Source organism: Caballeronia temeraria, from assembly GCF_001544795.2.
Taxonomy (GTDB): Bacteria; Pseudomonadota; Gammaproteobacteria; order Burkholderiales; family Burkholderiaceae; genus Caballeronia; species Caballeronia temeraria.
In genome coordinates, this window is record NZ_FCOI02000027.1 from 19,672 (window position 1) to 41,012 (window position 21,341).

The 21,341-nt window shown below is 60.1% G+C and carries 35 protein-coding genes; 33 read left to right on the forward strand and 2 right to left on the reverse strand.

The features are described from left to right. The first annotated feature begins 36 nt into the window (after positions 1-36). From tuf to dsbD, 32 genes are all read left to right on the forward strand, one after another. Positions 37-1,227 (forward strand): elongation factor Tu, encoded by a 1,191-nt coding sequence (tuf, locus tag AWB76_RS28945; RefSeq protein ID WP_014192481.1) that lies wholly within the window; start codon positions 37-39, stop codon positions 1,225-1,227. Positions 1,228-1,367: 140 nt separating this feature from the next. Then, positions 1,368-1,679 (forward strand): 30S ribosomal protein S10, encoded by a 312-nt coding sequence (rpsJ, locus tag AWB76_RS28950; protein ID WP_006998489.1) that lies wholly within the window; start codon positions 1,368-1,370, stop codon positions 1,677-1,679. Between the two features lie 209 nt (positions 1,680-1,888). Beyond that, positions 1,889-2,548, forward strand: coding sequence for a 50S ribosomal protein L3 (gene rplC, locus AWB76_RS28955; RefSeq protein ID WP_061163628.1), 660 nt, complete (start codon positions 1,889-1,891; stop codon positions 2,546-2,548). Further along, a complete protein-coding gene (gene rplD, locus AWB76_RS28960; protein WP_061163561.1) occupies positions 2,548-3,168 on the forward strand; it encodes a 50S ribosomal protein L4 in 621 nt (206 codons plus the stop codon). The genes rplC and rplD overlap by 1 nt, the downstream gene beginning before the upstream one ends. Then, the gene (rplW, locus tag AWB76_RS28965) at positions 3,165-3,479 is read left to right on the forward strand and encodes a 50S ribosomal protein L23 (protein ID WP_008343846.1); all 315 of its coding nucleotides are present in this window, start codon (positions 3,165-3,167) and stop codon (positions 3,477-3,479) included. The genes rplD and rplW overlap by 4 nt, the downstream gene beginning before the upstream one ends. A gap of 2 nt (positions 3,480-3,481) precedes the next feature. Next, on the forward strand, positions 3,482-4,309 hold the full coding sequence (rplB, locus tag AWB76_RS28970; protein ID WP_061163562.1) for a 50S ribosomal protein L2: 828 nt from the start codon (positions 3,482-3,484) through the stop codon (positions 4,307-4,309). 10 nt (positions 4,310-4,319) lie between these two features. Further along, positions 4,320-4,595, forward strand: a complete 276-nt coding sequence (gene rpsS, locus AWB76_RS28975; RefSeq protein ID WP_008343850.1) for a 30S ribosomal protein S19 — start codon at positions 4,320-4,322, stop codon at positions 4,593-4,595. Between the two features lie 12 nt (positions 4,596-4,607). Further along, complete coding sequence (gene rplV, locus AWB76_RS28980) at positions 4,608-4,937, forward strand: 50S ribosomal protein L22 (protein WP_007730533.1); 330 nt, start codon at positions 4,608-4,610, stop codon at positions 4,935-4,937. 10 nt (positions 4,938-4,947) lie between these two features. Next, positions 4,948-5,742 (forward strand): 30S ribosomal protein S3, encoded by a 795-nt coding sequence (gene rpsC / locus AWB76_RS28985; RefSeq protein WP_061163563.1) that lies wholly within the window; start codon positions 4,948-4,950, stop codon positions 5,740-5,742. A gap of 2 nt (positions 5,743-5,744) precedes the next feature. Next, positions 5,745-6,161, forward strand: a complete 417-nt coding sequence (gene rplP / locus AWB76_RS28990; protein ID WP_008343852.1) for a 50S ribosomal protein L16 — start codon at positions 5,745-5,747, stop codon at positions 6,159-6,161. A 10-nt stretch (positions 6,162-6,171) separates the two neighbouring features. Continuing rightward, positions 6,172-6,366, forward strand: coding sequence for a 50S ribosomal protein L29 (gene rpmC / locus AWB76_RS28995; protein WP_014192476.1), 195 nt, complete (start codon positions 6,172-6,174; stop codon positions 6,364-6,366). Continuing rightward, a complete protein-coding gene (rpsQ, locus tag AWB76_RS29000) occupies positions 6,363-6,635 on the forward strand; it encodes a 30S ribosomal protein S17 (protein ID WP_008343854.1) in 273 nt (90 codons plus the stop codon). The genes rpmC and rpsQ overlap by 4 nt, the downstream gene beginning before the upstream one ends. Before the next feature lie 303 nt (positions 6,636-6,938). Then, positions 6,939-7,307: a 50S ribosomal protein L14 gene (rplN, locus tag AWB76_RS29005; protein ID WP_006998478.1), complete on the forward strand. Its 369-nt coding sequence runs from the start codon at positions 6,939-6,941 to the stop codon at positions 7,305-7,307. Between the two features lie 9 nt (positions 7,308-7,316). Beyond that, positions 7,317-7,625 carry a 50S ribosomal protein L24 gene (rplX, locus tag AWB76_RS29010; protein ID WP_040050469.1) on the forward strand — a complete coding sequence of 103 codons (309 nt, stop codon included), beginning with the start codon at positions 7,317-7,319 and terminating at the stop codon, positions 7,623-7,625. A 14-nt stretch (positions 7,626-7,639) separates the two neighbouring features. Next, positions 7,640-8,179, forward strand: a complete 540-nt coding sequence (gene rplE / locus AWB76_RS29015) for a 50S ribosomal protein L5 (protein WP_061163564.1) — start codon at positions 7,640-7,642, stop codon at positions 8,177-8,179. Positions 8,180-8,186: 7 nt separating this feature from the next. After that, the gene (rpsN, locus tag AWB76_RS29020) at positions 8,187-8,492 is read left to right on the forward strand and encodes a 30S ribosomal protein S14 (protein ID WP_016346471.1); all 306 of its coding nucleotides are present in this window, start codon (positions 8,187-8,189) and stop codon (positions 8,490-8,492) included. A 14-nt stretch (positions 8,493-8,506) separates the two neighbouring features. After that, the gene (gene rpsH, locus AWB76_RS29025) at positions 8,507-8,902 is read left to right on the forward strand and encodes a 30S ribosomal protein S8 (protein WP_035967610.1); all 396 of its coding nucleotides are present in this window, start codon (positions 8,507-8,509) and stop codon (positions 8,900-8,902) included. An 18-nt stretch (positions 8,903-8,920) separates the two neighbouring features. Beyond that, positions 8,921-9,454: a 50S ribosomal protein L6 gene (gene rplF, locus AWB76_RS29030; protein WP_061163565.1), complete on the forward strand. Its 534-nt coding sequence runs from the start codon at positions 8,921-8,923 to the stop codon at positions 9,452-9,454. Between the two features lie 12 nt (positions 9,455-9,466). Then, positions 9,467-9,832: a 50S ribosomal protein L18 gene (rplR, locus tag AWB76_RS29035; protein ID WP_008343872.1), complete on the forward strand. Its 366-nt coding sequence runs from the start codon at positions 9,467-9,469 to the stop codon at positions 9,830-9,832. Positions 9,833-9,846: 14 nt separating this feature from the next. Beyond that, positions 9,847-10,365, forward strand: coding sequence for a 30S ribosomal protein S5 (gene rpsE, locus AWB76_RS29040; protein WP_008343875.1), 519 nt, complete (start codon positions 9,847-9,849; stop codon positions 10,363-10,365). A gap of 10 nt (positions 10,366-10,375) precedes the next feature. Continuing rightward, a complete protein-coding gene (gene rpmD / locus AWB76_RS29045; RefSeq protein ID WP_061163629.1) occupies positions 10,376-10,558 on the forward strand; it encodes a 50S ribosomal protein L30 in 183 nt (60 codons plus the stop codon). Positions 10,559-10,588: 30 nt separating this feature from the next. Continuing rightward, on the forward strand, positions 10,589-11,023 hold the full coding sequence (gene rplO / locus AWB76_RS29050) for a 50S ribosomal protein L15 (RefSeq protein WP_050454129.1): 435 nt from the start codon (positions 10,589-10,591) through the stop codon (positions 11,021-11,023). 41 nt (positions 11,024-11,064) lie between these two features. Then, positions 11,065-12,411, forward strand: a complete 1,347-nt coding sequence (secY, locus tag AWB76_RS29055; RefSeq protein WP_061163566.1) for a preprotein translocase subunit SecY — start codon at positions 11,065-11,067, stop codon at positions 12,409-12,411. Between the two features lie 8 nt (positions 12,412-12,419). Then, a complete protein-coding gene (gene infA / locus AWB76_RS29060) occupies positions 12,420-12,638 on the forward strand; it encodes a translation initiation factor IF-1 (RefSeq protein WP_004521905.1) in 219 nt (72 codons plus the stop codon). A 20-nt stretch (positions 12,639-12,658) separates the two neighbouring features. Then, positions 12,659-12,775 carry a 50S ribosomal protein L36 gene (rpmJ, locus tag AWB76_RS29065; protein WP_004199844.1) on the forward strand — a complete coding sequence of 39 codons (117 nt, stop codon included), beginning with the start codon at positions 12,659-12,661 and terminating at the stop codon, positions 12,773-12,775. A 41-nt stretch (positions 12,776-12,816) separates the two neighbouring features. Further along, entirely contained in the window at positions 12,817-13,182 is a 366-nt protein-coding gene (rpsM, locus tag AWB76_RS29070) for a 30S ribosomal protein S13 (protein WP_008344037.1), read from the forward strand. 28 nt (positions 13,183-13,210) lie between these two features. Then, positions 13,211-13,615, forward strand: coding sequence for a 30S ribosomal protein S11 (gene rpsK, locus AWB76_RS29075; protein ID WP_006052224.1), 405 nt, complete (start codon positions 13,211-13,213; stop codon positions 13,613-13,615). A 160-nt stretch (positions 13,616-13,775) separates the two neighbouring features. Further along, positions 13,776-14,399: a 30S ribosomal protein S4 gene (gene rpsD, locus AWB76_RS29080; RefSeq protein WP_061163567.1), complete on the forward strand. Its 624-nt coding sequence runs from the start codon at positions 13,776-13,778 to the stop codon at positions 14,397-14,399. 134 nt (positions 14,400-14,533) lie between these two features. Then, a complete protein-coding gene (locus AWB76_RS29085; protein ID WP_044041638.1) occupies positions 14,534-15,511 on the forward strand; it encodes a DNA-directed RNA polymerase subunit alpha in 978 nt (325 codons plus the stop codon). A gap of 139 nt (positions 15,512-15,650) precedes the next feature. Further along, on the forward strand, positions 15,651-16,046 hold the full coding sequence (gene rplQ / locus AWB76_RS29090; protein ID WP_008344047.1) for a 50S ribosomal protein L17: 396 nt from the start codon (positions 15,651-15,653) through the stop codon (positions 16,044-16,046). Between the two features lie 157 nt (positions 16,047-16,203). Then, complete coding sequence (gene cutA, locus AWB76_RS29095; protein ID WP_061163568.1) at positions 16,204-16,536, forward strand: divalent-cation tolerance protein CutA; 333 nt, start codon at positions 16,204-16,206, stop codon at positions 16,534-16,536. Further along, positions 16,529-18,358, forward strand: coding sequence for a protein-disulfide reductase DsbD (gene dsbD, locus AWB76_RS29100; protein ID WP_061163569.1), 1,830 nt, complete (start codon positions 16,529-16,531; stop codon positions 18,356-18,358). Before cutA ends, dsbD begins: the two co-directional genes overlap by 8 nt. Before the next feature lie 38 nt (positions 18,359-18,396). Here the strand turns inward: dsbD and hemB are convergent, their stop codons facing one another. Continuing rightward, positions 18,397-19,392, reverse strand: a complete 996-nt coding sequence (gene hemB / locus AWB76_RS29105; RefSeq protein WP_061163570.1) for a porphobilinogen synthase — start codon at positions 19,390-19,392, stop codon at positions 18,397-18,399. Between the two features lie 255 nt (positions 19,393-19,647). Further along, entirely contained in the window at positions 19,648-20,310 is a 663-nt protein-coding gene (gene yihA, locus AWB76_RS29110) for a ribosome biogenesis GTP-binding protein YihA/YsxC (RefSeq protein WP_061163571.1), read from the reverse strand. Between the two features lie 304 nt (positions 20,311-20,614). On the opposite strand from yihA, the gene AWB76_RS29115 reads away from it, so the two are divergent. Continuing rightward, positions 20,615-21,289: a c-type cytochrome gene (locus AWB76_RS29115; RefSeq protein ID WP_061163572.1), complete on the forward strand. Its 675-nt coding sequence runs from the start codon at positions 20,615-20,617 to the stop codon at positions 21,287-21,289. Positions 21,290-21,341: the final 52 nt, after the last annotated feature.

Below are 21,341 nucleotides of genomic sequence, written 5' to 3' on the forward strand. Positions count from 1 at the left end.
TTTAAACCGATAACCAAACTTTGAACGAAGGTAATCATGGCAAAAGGTAAATTCGAGCGGACCAAGCCGCACGTGAACGTGGGCACGATCGGTCACGTTGACCACGGCAAGACCACGCTGACGGCAGCAATCACGACGGTGCTGACCAAGAAGTTCGGCGGCGAAGCAAAGGCGTACGACCAGATCGACGCTGCACCGGAAGAAAAGGCACGTGGTATTACCATCAACACCGCGCACGTCGAGTACGAAACGGCTAACCGCCACTACGCACACGTCGACTGCCCGGGCCACGCCGACTACGTGAAGAACATGATCACGGGCGCGGCTCAGATGGACGGCGCAATCCTGGTGTGCTCGGCCGCTGACGGCCCGATGCCGCAAACGCGTGAGCACATCCTGCTGGCCCGTCAGGTTGGCGTGCCGTACATCATCGTGTTCCTGAACAAGTGCGACATGGTGGACGACGCTGAGCTGCTCGAGCTCGTCGAAATGGAAGTGCGTGAGCTCCTGTCGAAGTACGACTTCCCGGGCGACGACACTCCGATCATCAAGGGTTCGGCCAAGCTGGCGCTGGAAGGCGACACGGGTGAGCTGGGCGAAGTGGCGATCATGAACCTGGCCGACGCGCTGGACACGTACATCCCGACGCCGGAGCGCGCCGTGGACGGTTCGTTCCTGATGCCGGTGGAAGACGTGTTCTCGATCTCGGGTCGCGGCACGGTGGTGACGGGCCGTATCGAGCGCGGTCTGGTCAAGGTCGGCGAGGAAATCGAAATCGTCGGTATCAAGCCGACGGTGAAGACGACCTGCACGGGCGTGGAAATGTTCCGCAAGCTGCTCGACCAGGGTCAGGCAGGCGACAACGTCGGTATCCTGCTGCGCGGCACGAAGCGTGAAGACGTGGAGCGTGGTCAGGTTCTGGCCAAGCCGGGTTCGATCACGCCGCACACGCACTTCACGGCTGAAGTGTACGTGCTGAGCAAGGACGAAGGCGGCCGTCACACGCCGTTCTTCAACAACTACCGTCCGCAGTTCTACTTCCGTACGACGGACGTGACGGGCTCGATCGAGCTGCCGAAGGACAAGGAAATGGTGATGCCGGGCGACAACGTGTCGATCACGGTCAAGCTGATCGCTCCGATCGCCATGGAAGAAGGTCTGCGCTTCGCCATCCGCGAAGGCGGCCGTACCGTCGGCGCCGGTGTCGTGGCGAAGATTATCGAGTAAGATATCGGGCTTGCTCGATTTGAACTCGTAGTAAGGCAGTAAAAACCGGGGCCGGATGCCCGCCCTCAGCGGGTATCCGGTCCTACGCTCTTTTGCTCATGTGCGGTGCAACACCGCCTCGCTCTTTTCAAGGAATCGTCATGCAGAACCAGAAAATCCGTATTCGTCTTAAGGCTTTCGACTATCGTCTGATCGATCAATCGGCAGCCGAAATCGTCGACACGGCGAAGCGGACTGGCGCAATCGTCCGTGGCCCGGTGCCGCTGCCGACGCGTATTCAGCGTTTTGACATCCTGCGTTCGCCGCACGTCAACAAGACGTCGCGCGACCAGCTCGAAATCCGTACCCACCAGCGCCTGATGGACATCGTCGATCCGACGGACAAAACCGTTGACGCGCTGATGAAGCTTGACCTGCCGGCAGGCGTCGACGTCGAAATCAAGCTGCAGTAAGTCCCCAAAGCCCTGCTGACCGGCGTCAAAGCCGCCAGACAGAGCTAAGTCTTTGATTGCTTGCAGGATTCGAAAAGCCTTGTTATACTTCAAGGCTTTTCGCGCCTATGCACATGCAAAGGCGCAAGAATAGCCGACCCAGTTTCTCGTAACGAAGCCGGCATTTGTAAATCAGCCCCGACCAATCGCAGTTGGGAATGGAGAAAACGATGAGCCTTGGACTCGTAGGTCGCAAGGTTGGCATGACCCGTATCTTCACGCCTGAGGGGGACTCGATCCCCGTCACCGTGCTGGACGTGTCGGACAACCGCGTGACGCAGATCAAGACCGTTGAAACGGATGGTTATACCGCCGTTCAGGTTGCATTCGGTATTCGTCGCGCATCGCGCGTGACGAAGCCGTTGGCGGGCCACCTCGCCAAAGCCGGCGTTCAAGCCGGCGAAATCCTCAAGGAATTCCATATCGATGCAGCCAAGGCAGGTGAACTGTCGAACGGCACTGTCATCGCTACGGATATTTTCGAAGTTGGCCAGAAAGTTGACGTGCAAGGCACGTCGATCGGTAAGGGCTACGCCGGTACGATCAAGCGCTACAACTTCGCTTCGGGCCGCGCATCGCACGGTAACTCGCGTTCGCACAACGTTCCGGGTTCGATCGGTATGGCGCAGGATCCGGGTCGTGTTTTCCCGGGTAAGCGCATGACGGGTCACCTGGGCGACGAAACCGTTACGGTTCAAAACCTCGAAATCGCCCGCATCGACGCTGAGCGCAATCTGCTGCTCGTCCGCGGTGCTGTTCCGGGTGCGAAGGGCGGCAAGGTCTTCGTGACCCCGGCCGTCAAGACGCGTGCTGTGAAAGGAGCGAAATAATGGAACTTAAGCTCCTGAATGCCAATGGTCAGGAAGGCGCTGGCGTGAACGCATCGGACACCGTGTTCGGTCGCGATTACAACGAAGCCCTGATTCACCAGGTGGTCGTCGCTTATCAGGCGAACGCACGTAGCGGCAACCGCGCGCAGAAGGATCGCGAGCAGGTCAAGCACACGACGAAGAAGCCGTGGCGCCAGAAGGGTACGGGCCGCGCCCGTGCCGGTATGTCGTCGAGCCCGTTGTGGCGTGGCGGTGGTCGCATCTTCCCGAATTCGCCGGAAGAAAACTTCTCGCACAAGGTCAACAAGAAGATGCATCGCGCGGGTCTCCGCTCGATCTTCTCGCAGTTGGCTCGCGAAGGTCGTATCGCCGTAGTCGAAGACTTCGTGCTCGAAGCTCCGAAGACCAAGCTGTTGGCCGAAAAATTCAAGGCAATGGGTCTCGACTCCGTGTTGGTCATCACCGATACGGTCGACGAAAACCTGTACCTCGCGTCGCGCAACCTGGCCCACGTGGCGGTTGTCGAGCCGCGTTACGCCGACCCGCTCTCGCTGATCTACTTCAAGAAAGTGCTGATCACGAAGGCTGCGGTCGCTCAGATCGAGGAGTTGCTGTCATGAGCGAGATTCGCAAAAACGATCATCGTTTGATGCAAGTTCTGCTCGCGCCGGTGATCTCCGAAAAGGCGACGCTGGTTGCCGACAAGAACGAACAAGTCGTGTTCGAAGTCGCGCCGGACGCCACGAAGCAGGAAGTCAAGGCTGCTGTCGAGCTGCTGTTCAAGGTCGAAGTCAATTCCGTCAACGTGCTCGTCACGAAGGGCAAGGCAAAGCGCTTTGGCCGCTTCAACGGCAAGCGCAAGGACGTGAAGAAGGCATACGTCTGCCTGAAGCCCGGCCAGGAAATCAACTTTGAAGCGGAGGCCAAGTAATCATGGCAATCGTGAAAGTTAAGCCGACCTCGCCGGGTCGCCGCGCGATGGTCAAGATCGTCAACAAGGATCTGCATAAGGGCAAGCCGCACGCAGCGCTGCTCGACACGCAATCCAAGTCGGCGGGCCGTAACAACAACGGCCGTATCACCACGCGTCACCAGGGTGGTGGTCACAAGCAGCACTATCGTATCGTCGATTTCCGTCGCAACAAGGACGGCATCCCGGCAAAGGTCGAGCGTCTCGAGTACGACCCGAACCGTAGCGCGAACATCGCGCTGGTTCTGTACGCAGACGGCGAGCGTCGCTACATCATCGCGCCGAAGGGCGTGGCGGTTGGTGCGCAGCTGATGTCCGGTTCGGAAGCGCCGATCCGCGCGGGCAATGCCCTGCCGATCCGCAACATCCCGGTCGGTACGACGATCCACTGCATCGAAATGCTGCCGGGCAAGGGCGCGCAAATGGCGCGTTCGGCTGGTACGTCGGCCATGCTGCTGGCACGTGAAGGCGTCTACGCGCAGGTTCGTCTGCGTTCGGGCGAAATCCGCCGCGTGCACGTCGAGTGCCGCGCGACCATCGGTGAAGTCGGCAACGAAGAGCACAGCCTCCGTCAAATCGGTAAGGCCGGTGCGAATCGCTGGCGCGGTATCCGCCCGACGGTCCGTGGTGTTGCAATGAACCCGGTCGATCACCCGCACGGCGGTGGTGAAGGCAAGACGGCTGCAGGTCGCGATCCGGTGAGCCCGTGGGGCACGCCGACGAAGGGTTATCGCACCCGCAGCAACAAGCGCACGACGACGATGATCGTCCAGCGCCGTCACAAGCGTTAAGGAGTAGGCAATGACACGTTCTGCTAAAAAAGGTCCGTTCTGCGACGCTCATTTGCTGAAGAAGGTTGAGGCGGCTGCATCGACGCGTGACAAGAAGCCGATCAAGACCTGGTCGCGTCGTTCGACGATTCTGCCGGACTTCATCGGTCTGACGATCGCCGTTCACAACGGCCGTCAACACGTCCCGGTGTACGTCACGGAAAACATGGTCGGCCATAAGCTTGGCGAGTTCGCACTGACCCGTACGTTCAAGGGTCACGCGGCCGACAAGAAGGCCAAGAAATAAGGGGCAATCAAGATGGAAGTGAAAGCAATTCATCGCGGTGCCCGCATCTCGGCGCAGAAAACGCGCCTTGTGGCTGACCAGATTCGTGGTTTGCCGGTCGACAAGGCGCTGAACGTTCTGACGTTCTCGCCGAAGAAGGCGGCGGGTATCGTCAAGAAGGTCGTGCTGTCTGCGATCGCGAATGCGGAACACAACGAAGGCGCTGACATCGACGAGCTCAAGATCACGAGCATCTACGTCGACAAGGCAGCTTCGCTGAAGCGTTTCACCGCACGCGCAAAGGGTCGTGGCAACCGCATCGAGAAGCAATCCTGTCACATCACTGTGACGGTCGGGAATTAAGGAGCCAACGATGGGACAGAAAATTCATCCGACTGGCTTCCGTTTGGCCGTCAGCCGCAATTGGGCGTCGCGTTGGTACGCGAACAACAACAATTTCGCGGCGATGTTGCAGGAAGACATCGGTGTTCGTGAATACCTGAAGAAGAAGCTGAAGAACGCTTCGGTCGGTCGCGTCGTCATCGAGCGTCCGGCGAAGAACGCGCGCATCACGATTTACAGCTCGCGTCCGGGCGTTGTCATCGGCAAGAAGGGCGAGGACATCGAATCGCTGAAGGCTGAACTGCAGAAGCGCATGGGCGTTCCGGTTCACGTCAACATCGAAGAGATTCGCAAGCCGGAAACCGATGCACAACTGATCGCCGACTCCATCACGCAGCAGCTCGAGCGCCGGATCATGTTCCGCCGTGCGATGAAGCGCGCGATGCAAAACGCAATGCGTCTTGGCGCCCAGGGCATCAAGATCATGAGCGCGGGCCGTCTGAACGGTATCGAAATCGCTCGTACCGAGTGGTATCGCGAAGGTCGCGTGCCCCTCCATACGCTGCGCGCCGATATCGACTACGCGACGTCGGAAGCGAAGACCACGTACGGCATCATCGGCGTGAAGGTGTGGGTCTACAAGGGCGACACGCTGGGCCGCAACGATGCGCCGGTGGTGGAAGAAGTGGCGGAAGAAAAGCGTCCGCGCCGCAACGCACGTCCGGGTGGCGATCGCCGTCCGCGCCGTGACGGTGAAGGCGCTCCGGGCGGCGCGCGTCGCGGTGCACCCCGTCGCGCTGGCGGTGACGCGAAGACTGGAGAATAACGATGCTGCAACCGAAACGCAGAAAGTATCGCAAAGAGCAGAAGGGTCGTAACACCGGCAAGGCGACGCGCGGCAACGCGGTGTCGTTCGGTGAATACGGTCTGAAGGCTATCGGTCGCGGCCGTTTGACCGCGCGTCAAATCGAAGCGGCGCGTCGTGCAATGACGCGTCACATCAAGCGTGGCGGCCGGATCTGGATCCGTATCTTCCCGGACAAGCCGATTTCGCAAAAGCCGGCCGAAGTGCGTATGGGTAACGGTAAGGGTAACCCGGAGTACTACGTCGCTGAAATTCAACCGGGCAAGATGCTGTACGAAATGGACGGTGTCTCCGAAGAACTGGCGCGCGAAGCGTTCCGTCTGGCTGCAGCCAAGCTGCCGCTCAAGACGAACTTCGTGGTCCGTCAGCTCGGCGCCTAAGGAGTAAATGATGAAGGCAACTGAACTTCGCCAGAAAGACCAGGACGCGCTCAACAAGGAGCTGTCGGACCTGCTCAAGGCGCAATTTGGCTTGCGTATGCAGCTCGCGACCCAGCAGCTCACGAACACGAGCCAGCTGAAGAAGGTCCGTCGCGACATCGCACGTGTGCGCACCGTCATGACCGAGAAGGCGAACCAGAAATGAACGATAGCGTAAAAACCTCGCTCAAGCGGACGCTGGTCGGCAAGGTCGTCAGCAACAAGATGGACAAGACGGTCACCGTGCTGGTCGAGCACCGCGTGAAGCATCCGATCTACGGCAAGTACGTCGTGCGCTCGAAGAAGTACCACGCGCATGACGACGCGAACACGTACAACGAAGGCGATCTCGTCGAAATCCAGGAAACCCGTCCGATTTCGAAGACGAAAGCCTGGGTTGTGTCGAAGCTGGTTGAAGCGGCTCGCGTGATCTAAAGCGGAAGTTGTAGTACCGCGATGCGGTAAGTAGTTGTATCGCAGTAAGTTTCGCTTGCAAGACCGAGATTATTTGTTATAATCTCGGTCTTCCCTCTTTGTGGGAGCCCCGTCGCGGGCGAAATTGGTGGGGGAAGCCGGTTCGGGCGCTCAGCCTGGGCCGACAGATTCACCGGATTGCGATGGCGGGTTTCGTCTGCCGTTGCTGCCTGTTCTAACCCAAGCAGCCATTTGGCTGACGGGACCAAGACTGACCGGCTGTGCCATGGTGGTGCAATCGGATTAAGTTGGGAAAGATAAACCATGATCCAGACCGAAACTCGGCTTGAAGTGGCCGACAACACGGGTGCGCGTGAAGTCATGTGCATCAAGGTGCTCGGCGGCTCGAAGCGTCGTTACGCAAGCATTGGCGACATCATCAAGGTGACCGTCAAAGAAGCGACGCCGCGCGGACGCGTGAAAAAGGGCGAAATCTATAACGCCGTGGTCGTTCGTACGGCCAAGGGCGTGCGTCGCCAGGATGGCTCGCTCATCAAGTTCGACGGCAATGCCGCCGTTCTGCTGAACACGAAGCTCGAGCCGATCGGCACGCGTATTTTCGGGCCGGTTACGCGTGAACTGCGTAGCGAACGATTCATGAAGATCGTTTCGCTCGCTCCGGAAGTGCTGTAAGGAGTCGCGATGAATAAGATTCGCAAGGGTGACGAAGTCATCGTCACCACCGGCAAGGACAAGGGCAAGCGCGGCACCGTGCTGGTCGTTGCGGAAGACCGTGTCACCGTCGAGGGCATCAACCTCGTCAAGAAGCACGTGAAGCCGAACCCGATGAAGGGTACGACGGGCGGTGTGGAAGCCAAAACGATGCCGCTGCATATTTCGAACGTCGCATTGGTCGACGCGAACGGCAAGGCATCGCGCGTTGGCATCAAGGTCGAAGACGGCAAGAAGGTTCGCTTCTTGAAGTCGACCGGCGCCACGCTCAACGCCTGACGCGGAGTTAAAAAATGGCTCGTCTGCAAGAGATTTACAAAGAAAAGGTTGTGCCGCAACTCGTTGAAAAGTTCGGCTACAAGTCCATCATGGAAGTGCCGCGCATCACCAAGATTACCCTGAACATGGGTCTTGGCGAAGCCGTCGCTGACAAGAAGATCATCGAAAACGCCGTGGGCGACCTGACGAAGATCGCTGGCCAGAAGCCGGTTATCACGAAGGCGCGCAAGGCAATCGCAGGCTTCAAGATTCGTCAAGGCTACCCGATCGGCGCGATGGTCACGCTGCGCGGCCAAGCGATGTACGAATTCCTCGACCGTTTCGTGACGGTTGCGCTCCCCCGTGTGCGCGACTTCCGTGGCGTGTCGGGCCGTGCATTCGACGGTCGTGGCAACTACAACATCGGTGTGAGAGAGCAGATCATTTTCCCCGAAATCGACTACGACAAGATCGACGCGCTGCGTGGGCTGAACATCAGCATCACGACTACCGCGAAGACTGACGACGAAGCAAAGGCGCTGCTCGCCGGCTTCAAGTTCCCGTTCAGAAACTGAGGTTACCGTGGCTAAACTGGCACTGATCGAACGTGAAAAGAAGCGCGCGCGCCTGGCAGCTAAGTACGCTCCGAAGCGTGCTGAACTGAAGGCTGTGATCGACGACGCAAGCAAGTCGGACGAAGAGCGCTATTTCGCGCGTCTGGCGCTGCAACAACTGCCGCGTAACTCGAACCCCACTCGCAAGCGTAACCGCTGCGCGATCACGGGTCGTCCGCGTGGCACGTTCCGCAAGTTCGGACTCGCACGCGGCAAGATTCGTGAAATCGCTTTCCGCGGCGAAATCCCTGGCCTGACCAAGGCGAGCTGGTAATAGGAGAAACATAAATGAGCATGAGTGATCCTATCGCCGATATGCTGACTCGCATCCGCAACGCGCAGATGGTCGAGAAGGTTTCGGTGACTATGCCCTCGTCGAAAGTCAAGGTTGCGATTGCGCAGGTTTTGAAGGACGAAGGTTATATCGACGACTTCGCAGTGAAGGCTGAAGGTGCGAAGACGGAATTGAATATCGCGTTGAAGTACTACGCTGGCCGTCCGGTTATCGAGCGCCTCGAGCGCGTCTCGAAGCCTGGTCTGCGCGTGTACCGCGGTCGCAACGACATCCCGCAGGTCATGAACGGCCTCGGCGTTGCAATCGTGTCGACGCCGAAGGGTGTGATGACCGACCGCAAGGCGCGCCAGAACGGCGTCGGTGGCGAAGTCATCTGCTACGTCGCTTAACGCCTAAGGAGAAGAAACATGTCTCGAGTAGGTAAAAGCCCGATTACGCTGCCGCAAGGCGCGGAAGTGGCGATCAAGGGCGACGTCATCACCGTGAAGGGTCCGCTCGGCACGATCTCGCAACCGGCGAACAAGCTGGTTGCCGTGACGAACGAGAACGGCACCCTGAAGCTGGCTCCGACGGACGAAAGCCGCGAAGCAAACGCGATGTCAGGCACGATGCGCGCCCTTGTGGCAAACATGGTGCAGGGCGTCACCAAGGGTTTCGAGCGCAAGCTGACGCTGGTTGGCGTTGGTTATCGTGCGCAAGCGCAAGGCGACAAGCTGAACCTGTCGCTGGGTTTCTCGCACCCCGTGGTGCACCAGATGCCGGAAGGCGTCAAGGCTGAAACCCCGTCGCAGACCGAAATCGTGATCAAGGGGATCGACAAGCAGAAAGTCGGACAGACCGCAGCAGAAGTGCGCGGCTATCGTCCGCCTGAGCCGTATAAGGGCAAGGGCGTGCGTTATTCCGACGAGGTCGTGATCCTCAAAGAAACGAAGAAGAAGTAAGGGTGCGCAATCATGGATAAGACTCAATCTCGCCTGCGCCGCGCTCGTCAGACGCGTATCAAGATCGCTGAGCTGCAGGTTCCGCGTCTGGCCGTGCATCGCACGAATACGCATATCTACGCGCAAGTGTTCTCGGCATGCGGCACGAAGGTCGTGGCTAGCGCCTCGACGCTGGAAGCTGAAGTGCGCGCTGAACTGGCCGACAAGTCGGGCAAGGGCGGCAACGTCAATGCTGCGACCTTGATCGGCAAACGTATCGCCGAAAAGGCCAAGGCTGCCGGCATCGAATCCGTCGCCTTTGACCGCTCGGGTTTCCGCTACCACGGCCGCGTGAAGGCGCTGGCTGATGCGGCGCGCGAAGCCGGGCTCAAGTTCTAAGGGAAGAATTCGTCATGGCAAAGATGCAAGCGAAAGTTCAGGCTGACGAACGCGACGACGGCCTGCGCGAAAAGATGATTTCGGTCAACCGCGTGACCAAGGTCGTGAAGGGTGGCCGGATTCTCGGCTTCGCCGCACTGACCGTGGTCGGCGACGGTGACGGCCGGATCGGCATGGGCAAGGGTAAGGCCAAGGAAGTTCCGGTTGCCGTTCAAAAGGCAATGGAACAGGCCCGCCGCAACATGTTCAAGGTGCCCCTGAAGAACGGCACGCTGCAACACGAAGTGCACGGCAAGCACGGCGCATCGGCGGTCCTCCTCGCTCCGGCGAAGGACGGTACCGGCGTGATCGCTGGCGGCCCGATGCGCGCAGTGTTCGACGTGATGGGCGTGCAAAACGTTGTGGCCAAGAGCCACGGTTCGACGAACCCGTACAACCTCGTCCGTGCGACGCTGGACGGTCTGCGCAAGCAGTCGACCCCGGCAGACATCGCGGCGAAGCGTGGTAAGTCCGTCGAAGACATTCTGGGCTAAGGTGGTCACCATGTCTGAAAAAACTGTCAAGATTCAGCTCGTCAAGAGCCTGATCGGGACCCGCGAATCGCACCGCGCAACGGTGCGTGGCCTCGGCCTGCGTCGCCTGAACTCGGTTTCCGAGCTGCAGGACACGCCGGCAGTGCGCGGGATGATCAACAAGGTCTCGTACCTCGTTAAGGTCATCGCCTAAGCGGCCGACCAAGGATCCAAGGAGTTGAACATGGAATTGAATAACCTGAAGCCGGCTGAAGGCGCGAAGCACGCAAAGCGTCGCGTTGGTCGCGGTATCGGTTCGGGCCTCGGCAAGACCGCAGGTCGCGGTCACAAGGGTCAGAAATCGCGTTCGGGCGGCTTTCACAAGGTCGGCTTCGAAGGCGGTCAGATGCCTCTGCAGCGTCGTTTGCCGAAGCGCGGCTTCACCTCGCTGACGAAGGAATTCGTCGGTGAAGTGAACCTGAACGATCTGGAAAAGCTGCCGGTCGACGAAATCGATCTCCTGGCGCTGAAGCAAGCGGGTCTGGTCGGCGAGCTCATCAAGAGCGCGAAGATCATCAAGACCGGCGAGATCACGCGCAAGGTCACGGTGAAGGGTCTGTCGGCAACGGCAGGCGCCCGTGCAGCAATCGAAGCCGCTGGCGGCTCGTTCGCCGAGTAACGCGCTTTCGCCGTTACTAGCACTAGCATCGGAGAAGGTACTTGGCTAACAGCCCGAGTCTCGCAAAAACCGGTCGAAGCGCGGCGAAATTTGGCGATCTGCGCCGGCGTGCAGTGTTCCTGCTGCTGGCGTTGATCGTCTACCGCATTGGTGCGCATATTCCGGTACCCGGCATCGATCCGGATCAACTGGCGAAGCTGTTCCAAAGCCAGTCGGGCGGCATCCTAGGCATGTTCAACATGTTCTCGGGTGGCGCGCTGTCGCGATTCACGATCTTTGCGCTGGGCATCATGCCCTACATTTCGGCCTCGATCATCATGCAGTTGCTGTCGATCGTGTCGCCGCAGATGGAGGCGTTGAAGAAGGAAGGGCAGGCGGGACAACGGAAGATCACGCAGTACACGCGTATCTTCACGGTGGTTCTGGCGACCTTCCAGGCGTTCGGTATCGCGGTCGCGCTGGAAAATCAGCCGGCTCTGGTGCTGGACCCCGGCATGGTGTTCCGGCTGACGACGGTCGTCACGCTGGTGACGGGCACGATGTTCCTGATGTGGCTCGGTGAGCAGATCACGGAACGCGGTCTCGGCAACGGCATTTCGATCATCATCTTCGGTGGTATCGCGGCGGGTTTCCCGAATGCGATCGGTGGTCTGTTCGAGCTGGTTCGCACCGGTTCGATGAGCATCATCTCGTCGATCATCATCGTCGTGCTGATCGCGGCGGTCACGTATCTGGTCGTGTTCATCGAACGCGGTCAGCGCAAGATCCTCGTGAATTACGCGAAGCGCCAGGTCGGTAACAAGATTTACGGCGGACAGTCGTCCCATCTGCCGCTGAAGTTGAACATGTCGGGTGTGATTCCGCCGATCTTCGCGTCGTCGATCATCCTCTTCCCGGCAACCATCCTGAACTGGTTCAGTTCGGGTACGCGCACCAACTGGTTCGCAAACACGCTGCACAACGTGGCCGAGGCGCTCAAGCCAGGTCAACCGGTGTACGTGCTGCTGTATGCGTTGGCGATCGTCTTCTTCTGCTTCTTTTACACCGCACTGGTGTTCAACAGCCGGGAGACCGCCGACAACTTGAAGAAGAGCGGTGCTTTCGTTCCGGGTATCCGTCCGGGCGATCAGACTGCACGATATATCGACCGCATCCTCACGCGTCTGACGCTGGCTGGTGCGATCTACATCGTATTCGTGTGCCTGCTGCCTGAGTTTCTGGTGTTGCGCTGGAACGTGCCGTTTTATTTTGGTGGAACGTCGCTGCTGATCATTGTCGTCGTCACGATGGACTTCATGGCTCAGGTGCAGTCGTACGTTATGTCGCAACAGTATGAGTCGCTGCTCAAGAAGGCAAACTTCAAGGGCGGCAACGTCCCGATGCGTTAATTAGGACCATGGCCAAAGACGATGTTATCCAGATGCAGGGTGAGGTCATCGAAAACCTCCCCAACGCTACTTTCCGGGTGAAATTGGAAAATGGCCATGTCGTCCTGGGGCATATTTCCGGAAAGATGCGGATGCACTACATCCGCATCCTGCCGGGCGACAAGGTTACGGTTGAATTGACGCCTTACGATCTGTCTCGTGCACGGATCGTGTTCCGGGCGAAGTGATTTGAAAAAAGGGTAATATCATGAAAGTGATGGCATCGGTTAAGCGCATTTGCCGCAATTGCAAGATCATCAAGCGCAAGGGCGTTGTGCGCGTGATTTGCAGCTCTGATCCGCGCCACAAACAGCGTCAAGGCTGAACGCCGCGCTTTTGCTTGCGCTTTTTGTTTGAGGAAAAACAATGGCTCGTATCGCAGGGGTTAACATCCCGAATCACCAGCATACCGAGATCGGCCTGACGGCAATCTTCGGCATCGGTCGCACGCGTTCGCGCGGCATTTGCACCGCCGCTGGTGTGGAATTTTCGAAGAAGGTCAAGGACCTCACCGACGCAGACCTCGAAAAGCTGCGTGACGAAGTGGGCAAGTTCATCGTCGAAGGCGACCTGCGTCGTGAAGTGACGATGAACATCAAGCGCCTGATGGACTTGGGTTGCTACCGCGGCATGCGCCATCGCAAGGGTCTGCCCCTGCGTGGCCAGCGTACGCGTACGAACGCCCGTACCCGCAAGGGTCCGCGTCGTGCGGCGCAATCGCTGAAGAAGTAAGCGGAACTGACAGTTACAGGAAAACGTAATGGCTAAGGCTTCGAACAACTCCGCGGCGCAACGCGTTCGCAAGAAGGTCAAGAAGAACGTCGCCGAGGGCGTGGTTCACGTTCACGCGTCGTTCAACAACACCATTATCACGATCACCGACCGTCAAGGTAACGCGCTGGCATGGGCGACCTCGGGTGGCCAGGGTTTCAAGGGCTCGCGTAAGTCGACGCCGTTTGCAGCTCAGGTCGCAGCGGAATCGGCTGGCCGCGTGGCAATGGAATACGGCGTGAAGAACCTCGAAGTGCGGATCAAGGGCCCCGGTCCTGGCCGTGAATCGGCGGTGCGCGCGCTGCATGGTCTTGGCATCAAGATCACCGCGATCTCCGACGTGACGCCGGTCCCGCACAACGGCTGCCGTCCGCCGAAGCGCCGTCGTATCTAATACGTCGACGCAACCGCATGTTGCCTGTCGATGCGAAAGTATCGGCGGGTTTCGTGCGTTAGTACTTTTTGACTAAGCCCACCGTTCGGCCCAAAGGGTTCGGACTAGCGCAGACCAACGTTCGTCGGAAGTTTGCGTGATCAATATTTAAGGATGCAAAGTGGCACGCTATACCGGTCCCAAAGCAAAACTGTCCCGCCGTGAAGGCACTGACCTGTTCCTGAAGAGCGCACGCCGCTCCCTCGCCGACAAGTGCAAGCTCGACAGCAAGCCCGGCCAACATGGCCGCACCTCGGGCGCGCGTACGTCCGACTACGGTACCCAGTTGCGCGAAAAGCAAAAAGTGAAGCGTATCTACGGTGTGCTGGAGCGTCAGTTCCGCCGCTACTTCGCTGAAGCCGACCGCCGCAAGGGCCCGACGGGCGAAAACTTGCTGCAATTGCTCGAGTCGCGTCTCGACAACGTCGTCTATCGCATGGGCTTCGGCTCGACGCGCGCAGAAGCGCGTCAGCTCGTGAGCCACAAGTCGATCATGGTGAACGGCCAAGTCGCGAACATCCCGTCCCTGCAAGTGAAGTCGGGCGACGTCGTGTCCGTGCGCGAGCAGTCGCGCAAGCAGGCTCGTATCGTCGAAGCGCTCTCGCTGGCACAGCAAGGCGGCATGCCGAGCTGGGTGTCGGTCGACGAGAAGAAGTTCGAAGGCACGTTCAAGTCGATGCCCGAGCGTAGCGATATCGCTGGCGACATCAACGAAAGCCTGATCGTCGAATTGTATTCGCGTTAATCGCGGCGGTAATGGATGGACAGCCGGGGAGCCTGATTGCTCGTGGCAAGGGGTGGCCTCGGCTGTTTATTTTCAGGTTGTCACCGGTCAGCCTTATCGGTGTAACGAGCCGAGGGTATTGAAAAGGAAAACCTATGCAAACCAGTTTGTTGAAGCCCAAGATCATTGCAGTTGAATCGCTTGGTGAGAACCATGCGAAAGTGGTTATGGAGCCGTTCGAACGCGGCTATGGCCACACCTTGGGTAACGCGCTTCGGCGCGTGCTGCTGTCGTCGATGATCGGCTACGCGCCGACCGAAGTGACGATCGCAGGCGTCGTGCACGAATACTCGACGCTCGATGGTGTGCAAGAGGATGTGGTCAACCTGCTGTTGAACCTGAAGGGTGTCGTCTTCAAGCTGCACAACCGCGACGAAGTCACGGTGACGCTGCGCAAGGAAGGCGAAGGCGTTGTCACGGCCGGCGATATCGAACTCGCGCATGACTGCGAGGTCATCAACCCGGAACACGTGGTCGCTCACCTGTCGAAGGGCGGCAAGCTCGACGTTCAGATCAAGATCGAAAAGGGCCGCGGCTATGTGCCGGGCAACGTGCGTCGCTACGGCGAAGAGTCGGCCAAGATCATCGGCCGTATCGTGCTGGACGCGTCGTTCTCGCCGGTTCGCCGCGTGAGCTACGCCGTGGAAAGCGCGCGTGTCGAACAGCGTACCGACCTCGACAAGCTCGTGATGAACATCGAGACCAACGGCGTGATCTCGCCGGAAGAAGCGATCCGCCAGTCGGCTCGCATTCTGGTCGATCAGTTGTCGGTGTTCGCAGCGCTGGAAGGCACGGAAGCGGCAGCGGAAGCGCCGTCGCGTGCGCCGCAGATCGATCCGATCCTGCTGCGTCCGGTGGACGATCTCGAACTCACGGTTCGTTCCGCGAACTGCCTGAAGGCCGAGAACATCTACTACATCGGCGATCTGATCCAGCGCACGGAAAACGAGCTGCTGAAGACGCCGAATCTGGGCCGCAAGTCGCTGAACGAAATCAAGGAAGTGCTGGCTTCGCGTGGTCTCACGCTCGGTATGAAGCTCGAAAACTGGCCGCCGGCTGGTCTCGACAAGTAATTCCGAAGTCACAAGCGTTACTGGCAAGGACGCGGATTTTCCTTTAAAATCCGCGTCTTGCTTTTTCTCCGACCGGCCCGTGCCCCGAATTAGGGTGCAATAGAAGAGCTGGCTCTAAACTCGTTATAGGAAGCTGAAAATGCGTCATAAGCATGGTCTGCGGAAACTGAACCGCACGAGCAGCCATCGTCTGGCAATGCTCCGTAATATGTCGAACTCGCTGATCGAGCACGAAGTCATCAAGACGACGCTGCCGAAGGCCAAGGAACTGCGCAAGGTTGTCGAGCCCCTCATCACGCTGGGCAAGAAGCCGTCGCTCGCGAACCGCCGTCTGGCGTTCAACCGCCTGCGCGATCGTGATTCCGTCGCAAAGCTGTTCGACGTCCTCGGCCCGCGCTACGCGAACCGTCCGGGCGGCTACCTGAGCATCCTGAAGTTCGGTTTCCGTGTCGGCGACAACGCGCCGATGGCGCTGGTCCAGTTGATGGATCGCCCGGAAGTCGAAGAGACGGAAGAAGTGCAAGAAGCGGAATAAATTCCGTCTTCGGTTGTTACCAGAAAGGCCAGGCTCGAAGCTTGGCCTTTTTGTTTTCTGGCTGCGACACTTCGGCGCGTCGACGCGTAAAAGTGTGTGTCAGCCGCCGATGCTACGATATGCAATTGACCTTCCGCGCTTTTCCGGAGCACTGCGAGTGAACGTTCCCGTCGTTTTGATGCTGTCGACGCTGCCCGATGCCGCCGCAGCCGATGCGCTCGCGCAAGACGCATTGGCCGCGCGGCTCGCCGCATGCGTGACGAACCTCGGCGCGGTGTCGTCGCAATATCACTGGAAGGGCGTGCTGGAATCGTCGCAGGAAGTGCAGTTGCTGTTCAAGACGAGCACGGCGCGCAGCGATGAGTTGCAGCGCTTCGTCGAGACTCGGCATCCGTATGAAACACCCGAGATCCTCGTCTGGCAGGTGGATGCCTCGCCGGCGTACGGTCAGTGGGTCAACGCAGAAACGCAGCGTCCTCTTCATGTTTGAGTTTTCTCGTCTCATCTCGCGGCGATTTTTCGGCGCGTTCCTGTTCCTCGCGGCTTTTGCGCTGCTTTCGGGCGCCGCGCGCGCTGCCGACGATTTCCTCGATCCCGACGTCGCGTTCAAATTCAGCGCATCGGAAAAGCCGGGCGAAGTGGACGTGCGCTACAAGATCGCGGACGGCTACTACATGTACCGTGAGCGCTTCGCGTTCGCGGTGAAGAGCGGCGACGCGACCATCGGTGCCGCGCAATTGCCGGCCGGCAAAGTCCACTTTGACCAGACGTTCAACAAGGACGTCGAGACGTATCGCGGCGAACTGCTCATTCGCATTCCGGTGACGAAGGCGAGCGGGCCGTTCGAGATCGCGGTGACGTCGCAGGGCTGCGCGGATGGCGGCATCTGCTATCCGCCGATGGAAAAGACGTATCGCGTGCGCGGCGACGCGCTTCAGCCCGCGGGCGCGGCGCCAACCACAACGGCGGCGGCCAGCACGGGCGCGTCGTGGTTCGAGCGCGCGACGAGCGCCGACTACGCGCAATCGATGCTCGAAGGCGGCGGATTCTTCGCCGTCGTCGGACTGTATTTCCTGGCGGGCATGGTGTTGAGCCTCTTGCCTTGCTCGTATCCGATGATCCCGATCCTCTCGGCGATCATCGTCGGCGAAGGCGCGCGCGTCACGCGTTCGCGTGGCTTCGCGTTGTCCGTGTCGTACGTGATCGGCATGGCGCTCGTCTACACGGTGCTCGGCATCGCCGCCGCGCTGATCGGGCAAAGTCTCGGCGCGTGGCTGCAGAACCCGTGGGTGCTCGGTGCGTTCGGCGTGCTGCTCGCGGCGTTCGCCGTCGCGCTGATTTCGGGCGTCGATATCGCGTTGCCGGAGCGTTGGCAAAGCGGCGTCAACGAGGTATCGCGGAAGCGCAGCGGCGGCAAGTTCGCGGCGGTCGCGGTGATGGGCGCGCTGTCGGCGCTCGTCGTCGGCGCGTGCATGACCGCGCCGCTCTTCGCGGTGCTCGCGTTCATCGCGCATACGGGCAACGCGGCGCTGGGCGGCGCGGCGCTCTTCGCGATGGGCATCGGGCTCGGCGTGCCGCTGCTGGTCATCGGACTGGGCGCGGGTTCGGTTCTGCCGCGCGCCGGCGCGTGGATGGACGGGGTGAAGGTGTTCTTCGGCGTCGTGCTGCTCGGGGCCGCGTTGTGGATCGTGTGGGCGGTCATCGGCGCTGTCGCGCAGATGTTGCTCGCGGCGCTGTGGCTGCTGACCGCGGCGGCGTCGCTCGGCTTGTTCTCTTCGGGCTCGGCGACGCCAGCGGGCGTCTGGAAGCGGCTCGGGCGCGGCCTCGGCGCGGCGTTTGCGATCTGGGCGGCGACGCTGCTCGTCGGACTGGCCGCCGGCTCCACGGACCCGCTGCGCCCGCTCGCCGTGCTGGCATCGCGAGGCGGCTCGTCGGCGAATGCGCAAACGCCAGGGCCGATTTTCGCGCCGGTGCGCTCATCGGCTGAACTGGATTCGGCGGTCAAAGCCGCGGCGCGTCCGGCCATGCTCGATTTCTACGCGGACTGGTGCGTGTCGTGCAAGGAAATGGAGAAGCTGACTTTCTCCGATGCCCGCGTGCAGGCGCGTCTCGCGCAACTGAATCTCTTGCGCGCGGACGTGACCGCCAACAACATGAACGATCAGATTTTGCTCAAGCGCTTCAAGCTGTTCGGGCCGCCGGGGATCATTTTCTTCGACGCGCAAGGCAACGAAGTCGCCCGCGTGGTCGGCTACGAATCGGCGGATACGTTTCTGAAGAGTCTCGACAAAGTCGGCTCGTCGAACGGATAAAAAAAAGCGGTGCGTCGAAGCACCGCTCTGTAGACCGCTCAGGACGCCCGCAGAATGCGCGCCGCGTCCAGCGCGAAGTACGTCAGTACGCCGTCCGCGCCCGCGCGCTTGAACGCGAGGAGCGCTTCCATCATGACCTTGTCGTGGTCGATCCAGCCGTTCTGCGCGGCCGCCTTGATCATCGCGTACTCGCCGCTCACCTGATACGCGTACGTCGGAAAACGGAACTCGTCCTTCACGCGTCGCACGATGTCGAGATACGGCATGCCGGGCTTGACCATCACCATGTCCGCGCCTTCCTCGATATCCATGCGCACTTCACGCATGGCTTCGTCGGAGTTGGCCGGGTCCATCTGATACGTCATCTTGTTGCCCTTGCCGAGATTCGCGGCCGAGCCGACGGCATCGCGGAAAGGACCATAAAACGCCGACGCGTACTTCGCCGCGTACGCCATGATGCGCGTGTGAATATAGCTTTCGCTCTCGAGCATTTCGCGGATCGCGCCGATGCGGCCATCCATCATGTCCGACGGAGCGACGATATCCACGCCCGCCTCAGCCTGCGTGCGCGCCTGTTCGACGAGAATTTCGCTCGTTTCGTCGTTCTTCACGTAGCCTTCTTCGTCGAGCACGCCGTCCTGGCCGTGGCTCGTGTACGGATCGAGCGCGACGTCCGTGAGCACGCCGAGCATCGGGAAGTTCTTCTTCAGCTCGCGCACGGCGCGCGGAATGAGACCTTCCGGATTCGTGGCTTCGCGGCCATCGGGCGTCTTGATCGACGGTTCGATCGCCGGGAACAGCGACAGCACCGGCACGCCCAGTTCGACGCATTGCTCGGCGGTTTTCATCAGCAGATCGACGGACGTGCGCTCGACGCCGGGCATCGGCGGCACGGCCTGCCGCACATTCGTCCCTTCGACGATGAACACGGGATAGATGAGGTCGTTCGTCGTGAGGAGGTTCTCGCGCATCAGACGACGCGAGAAGTCATCGCGGCGCATGCGGCGCGGGCGATGGTGAGGATAGAAGCTCATGTTTCGACTCGAATTTGGAGGGTCTTCAGGGGAGGTCGAAAACGTGTTCCGGAACGCGTAAATCCTTGCCGAACAAGCACTTGGCTGCGTCTGAAACCGTTTTGAGACAATGGTATATCATACCGATCGAGCGAGGCGCTTGCCGCCGGACTCCCCGCTTCTCCTCCCTGAGCGGGCGCCTGTCGATATTCGATTAGGCTGTTAACCCGCCGTCATCGCGGCGGGTTTTTTTATGCCGGCGCGTGCGCGCGGCACTCACTCGGATGCGTCTTCCGGCGCGTTCTCGCCGGCTTCTTCGGGCATCAGCCAGCTTTCGATCTGCTCATGCGCTTCATCGATGCCCGTGCGCTTGAGCGCGGAAAAGAGCTGCGCGGTGAGCTCACCGCGATAGCCCGCATCCTTGTATTCGGCGAACGATTTCTTCGTTGCGCGCAGGGCGTTGGTCATCTCCTGTCGCGTCAATTTGTCGCATTTGGTGAGCAGCGCGTGGATCGGCTTTCCGGTCGGCGCGAACCAGTCGATCATGATGCGATCGAGCTCGGTGAGCGGGCGGCGCGAGTCCATCATCAGGATCATGCCGCACAGTTGCGCGCGGCTTTGCAGATAGGTGGAAAGCAGCCGCTGCCAGTGTTCCTTCGCGGCGCCCGGCACTTCGGCGTAACCGTAACCGGGAAGATCGACGAGATAACCGGTGGGCGCGTCTTGCGGGCCGACCGAGAAGTAATTGATGTGTTGCGTGCGCCCCGGCGTTTTACTCGCGAAGGCGAGCCGCTTCTGGTTGCACAGGATGTTGATGGCGGTCGATTTACCCGCGTTCGAGCGCCCCGCAAATGCGATTTCGGGCTGCGGCGTGGGCGGCAGATCGCGCAGATGATTGACGGTCGTGAAGAAGCGGGATTGATGAAGCAGGAATGACATGGGCGGGTCCGATCGAAAGCGCTGCGAAAACCGAAGCCTTGAGAACCCGGCGAATACTGGGCATGCCCCGACTGGCGTCTTTGCGTGTAGCGGGTTATTGTACAATACGACGGATTTTTAAAGATCAGCACGGGCGCGCAAGACCCAGGCCGCAGGCGGCACCCACAAGGAGCGAGACAGTTTTTTGAGGCTTACTTTTGAGCCTCTTCGTTCGGAAGGCCAGGGTATCTTGCGGCGATGATCGGGTCGCCGTCGTTTTTTGCAGAACCTCACATTCTCACAAGACGAAAAACAGGGTACGCGAATGAACCGACTGTACAGGTCTCTGGTGGTGATTCGGGCAGCGGCGGCTTTCGGTGCGGGTTTGAGTGGACTAGCGGTATCGATGTCAATAAACGCGGCGGAGCCCGCGCAACCGGCCAAGCCGGATGTGGCGCGAGGTCAGGCCATCGCGACTCAGGTGTGCGCGGCGTGTCACGCAGCAGACGGCAACAGCGCCGGTGCGGCGTTTCCGAGGCTCGCGGGGCAGCATGCCGAGTACATCGTTAAGCAGTTGAAGGATTACAAGACGCAGCCGGGCGCAAAGGCGCCGGCGCGCAACAATCCGATCATGGCGGGCATCGCGGGCGCGCTGTCGGATCAGGACATGATCAATGTCGCGGCGTATTTCGCGTCGCAGAAGGCCAAGCCCAACTATGCGCGCGACAAGAACGACGTCGCGCTGGGTCAGAAGATCTACCGTGGCGGCATCGCGGACAAGGGCGTGCCGGCGTGCGCGGCGTGCCACGGAGCAACCGGCATGGGCATTCCGGTGCAGTATCCGCGGCTGTCGTGGCAGTGGGGCGATTACACGGTGGCGCAGTTGAACGCCTTCGCATCGGGGCAACGCAACAATAGCGAGCCGATGCACCAGATTTCCTCGCGCCTGAATGAAGCGGAGATGAAGGCGGTTGCCGACTACATCGCCGGTTTGCATTAAACGCGCAGCAGTCAGCGTCCAGCGGTTCCCGGCGGCAAACCCGGGAATCGCC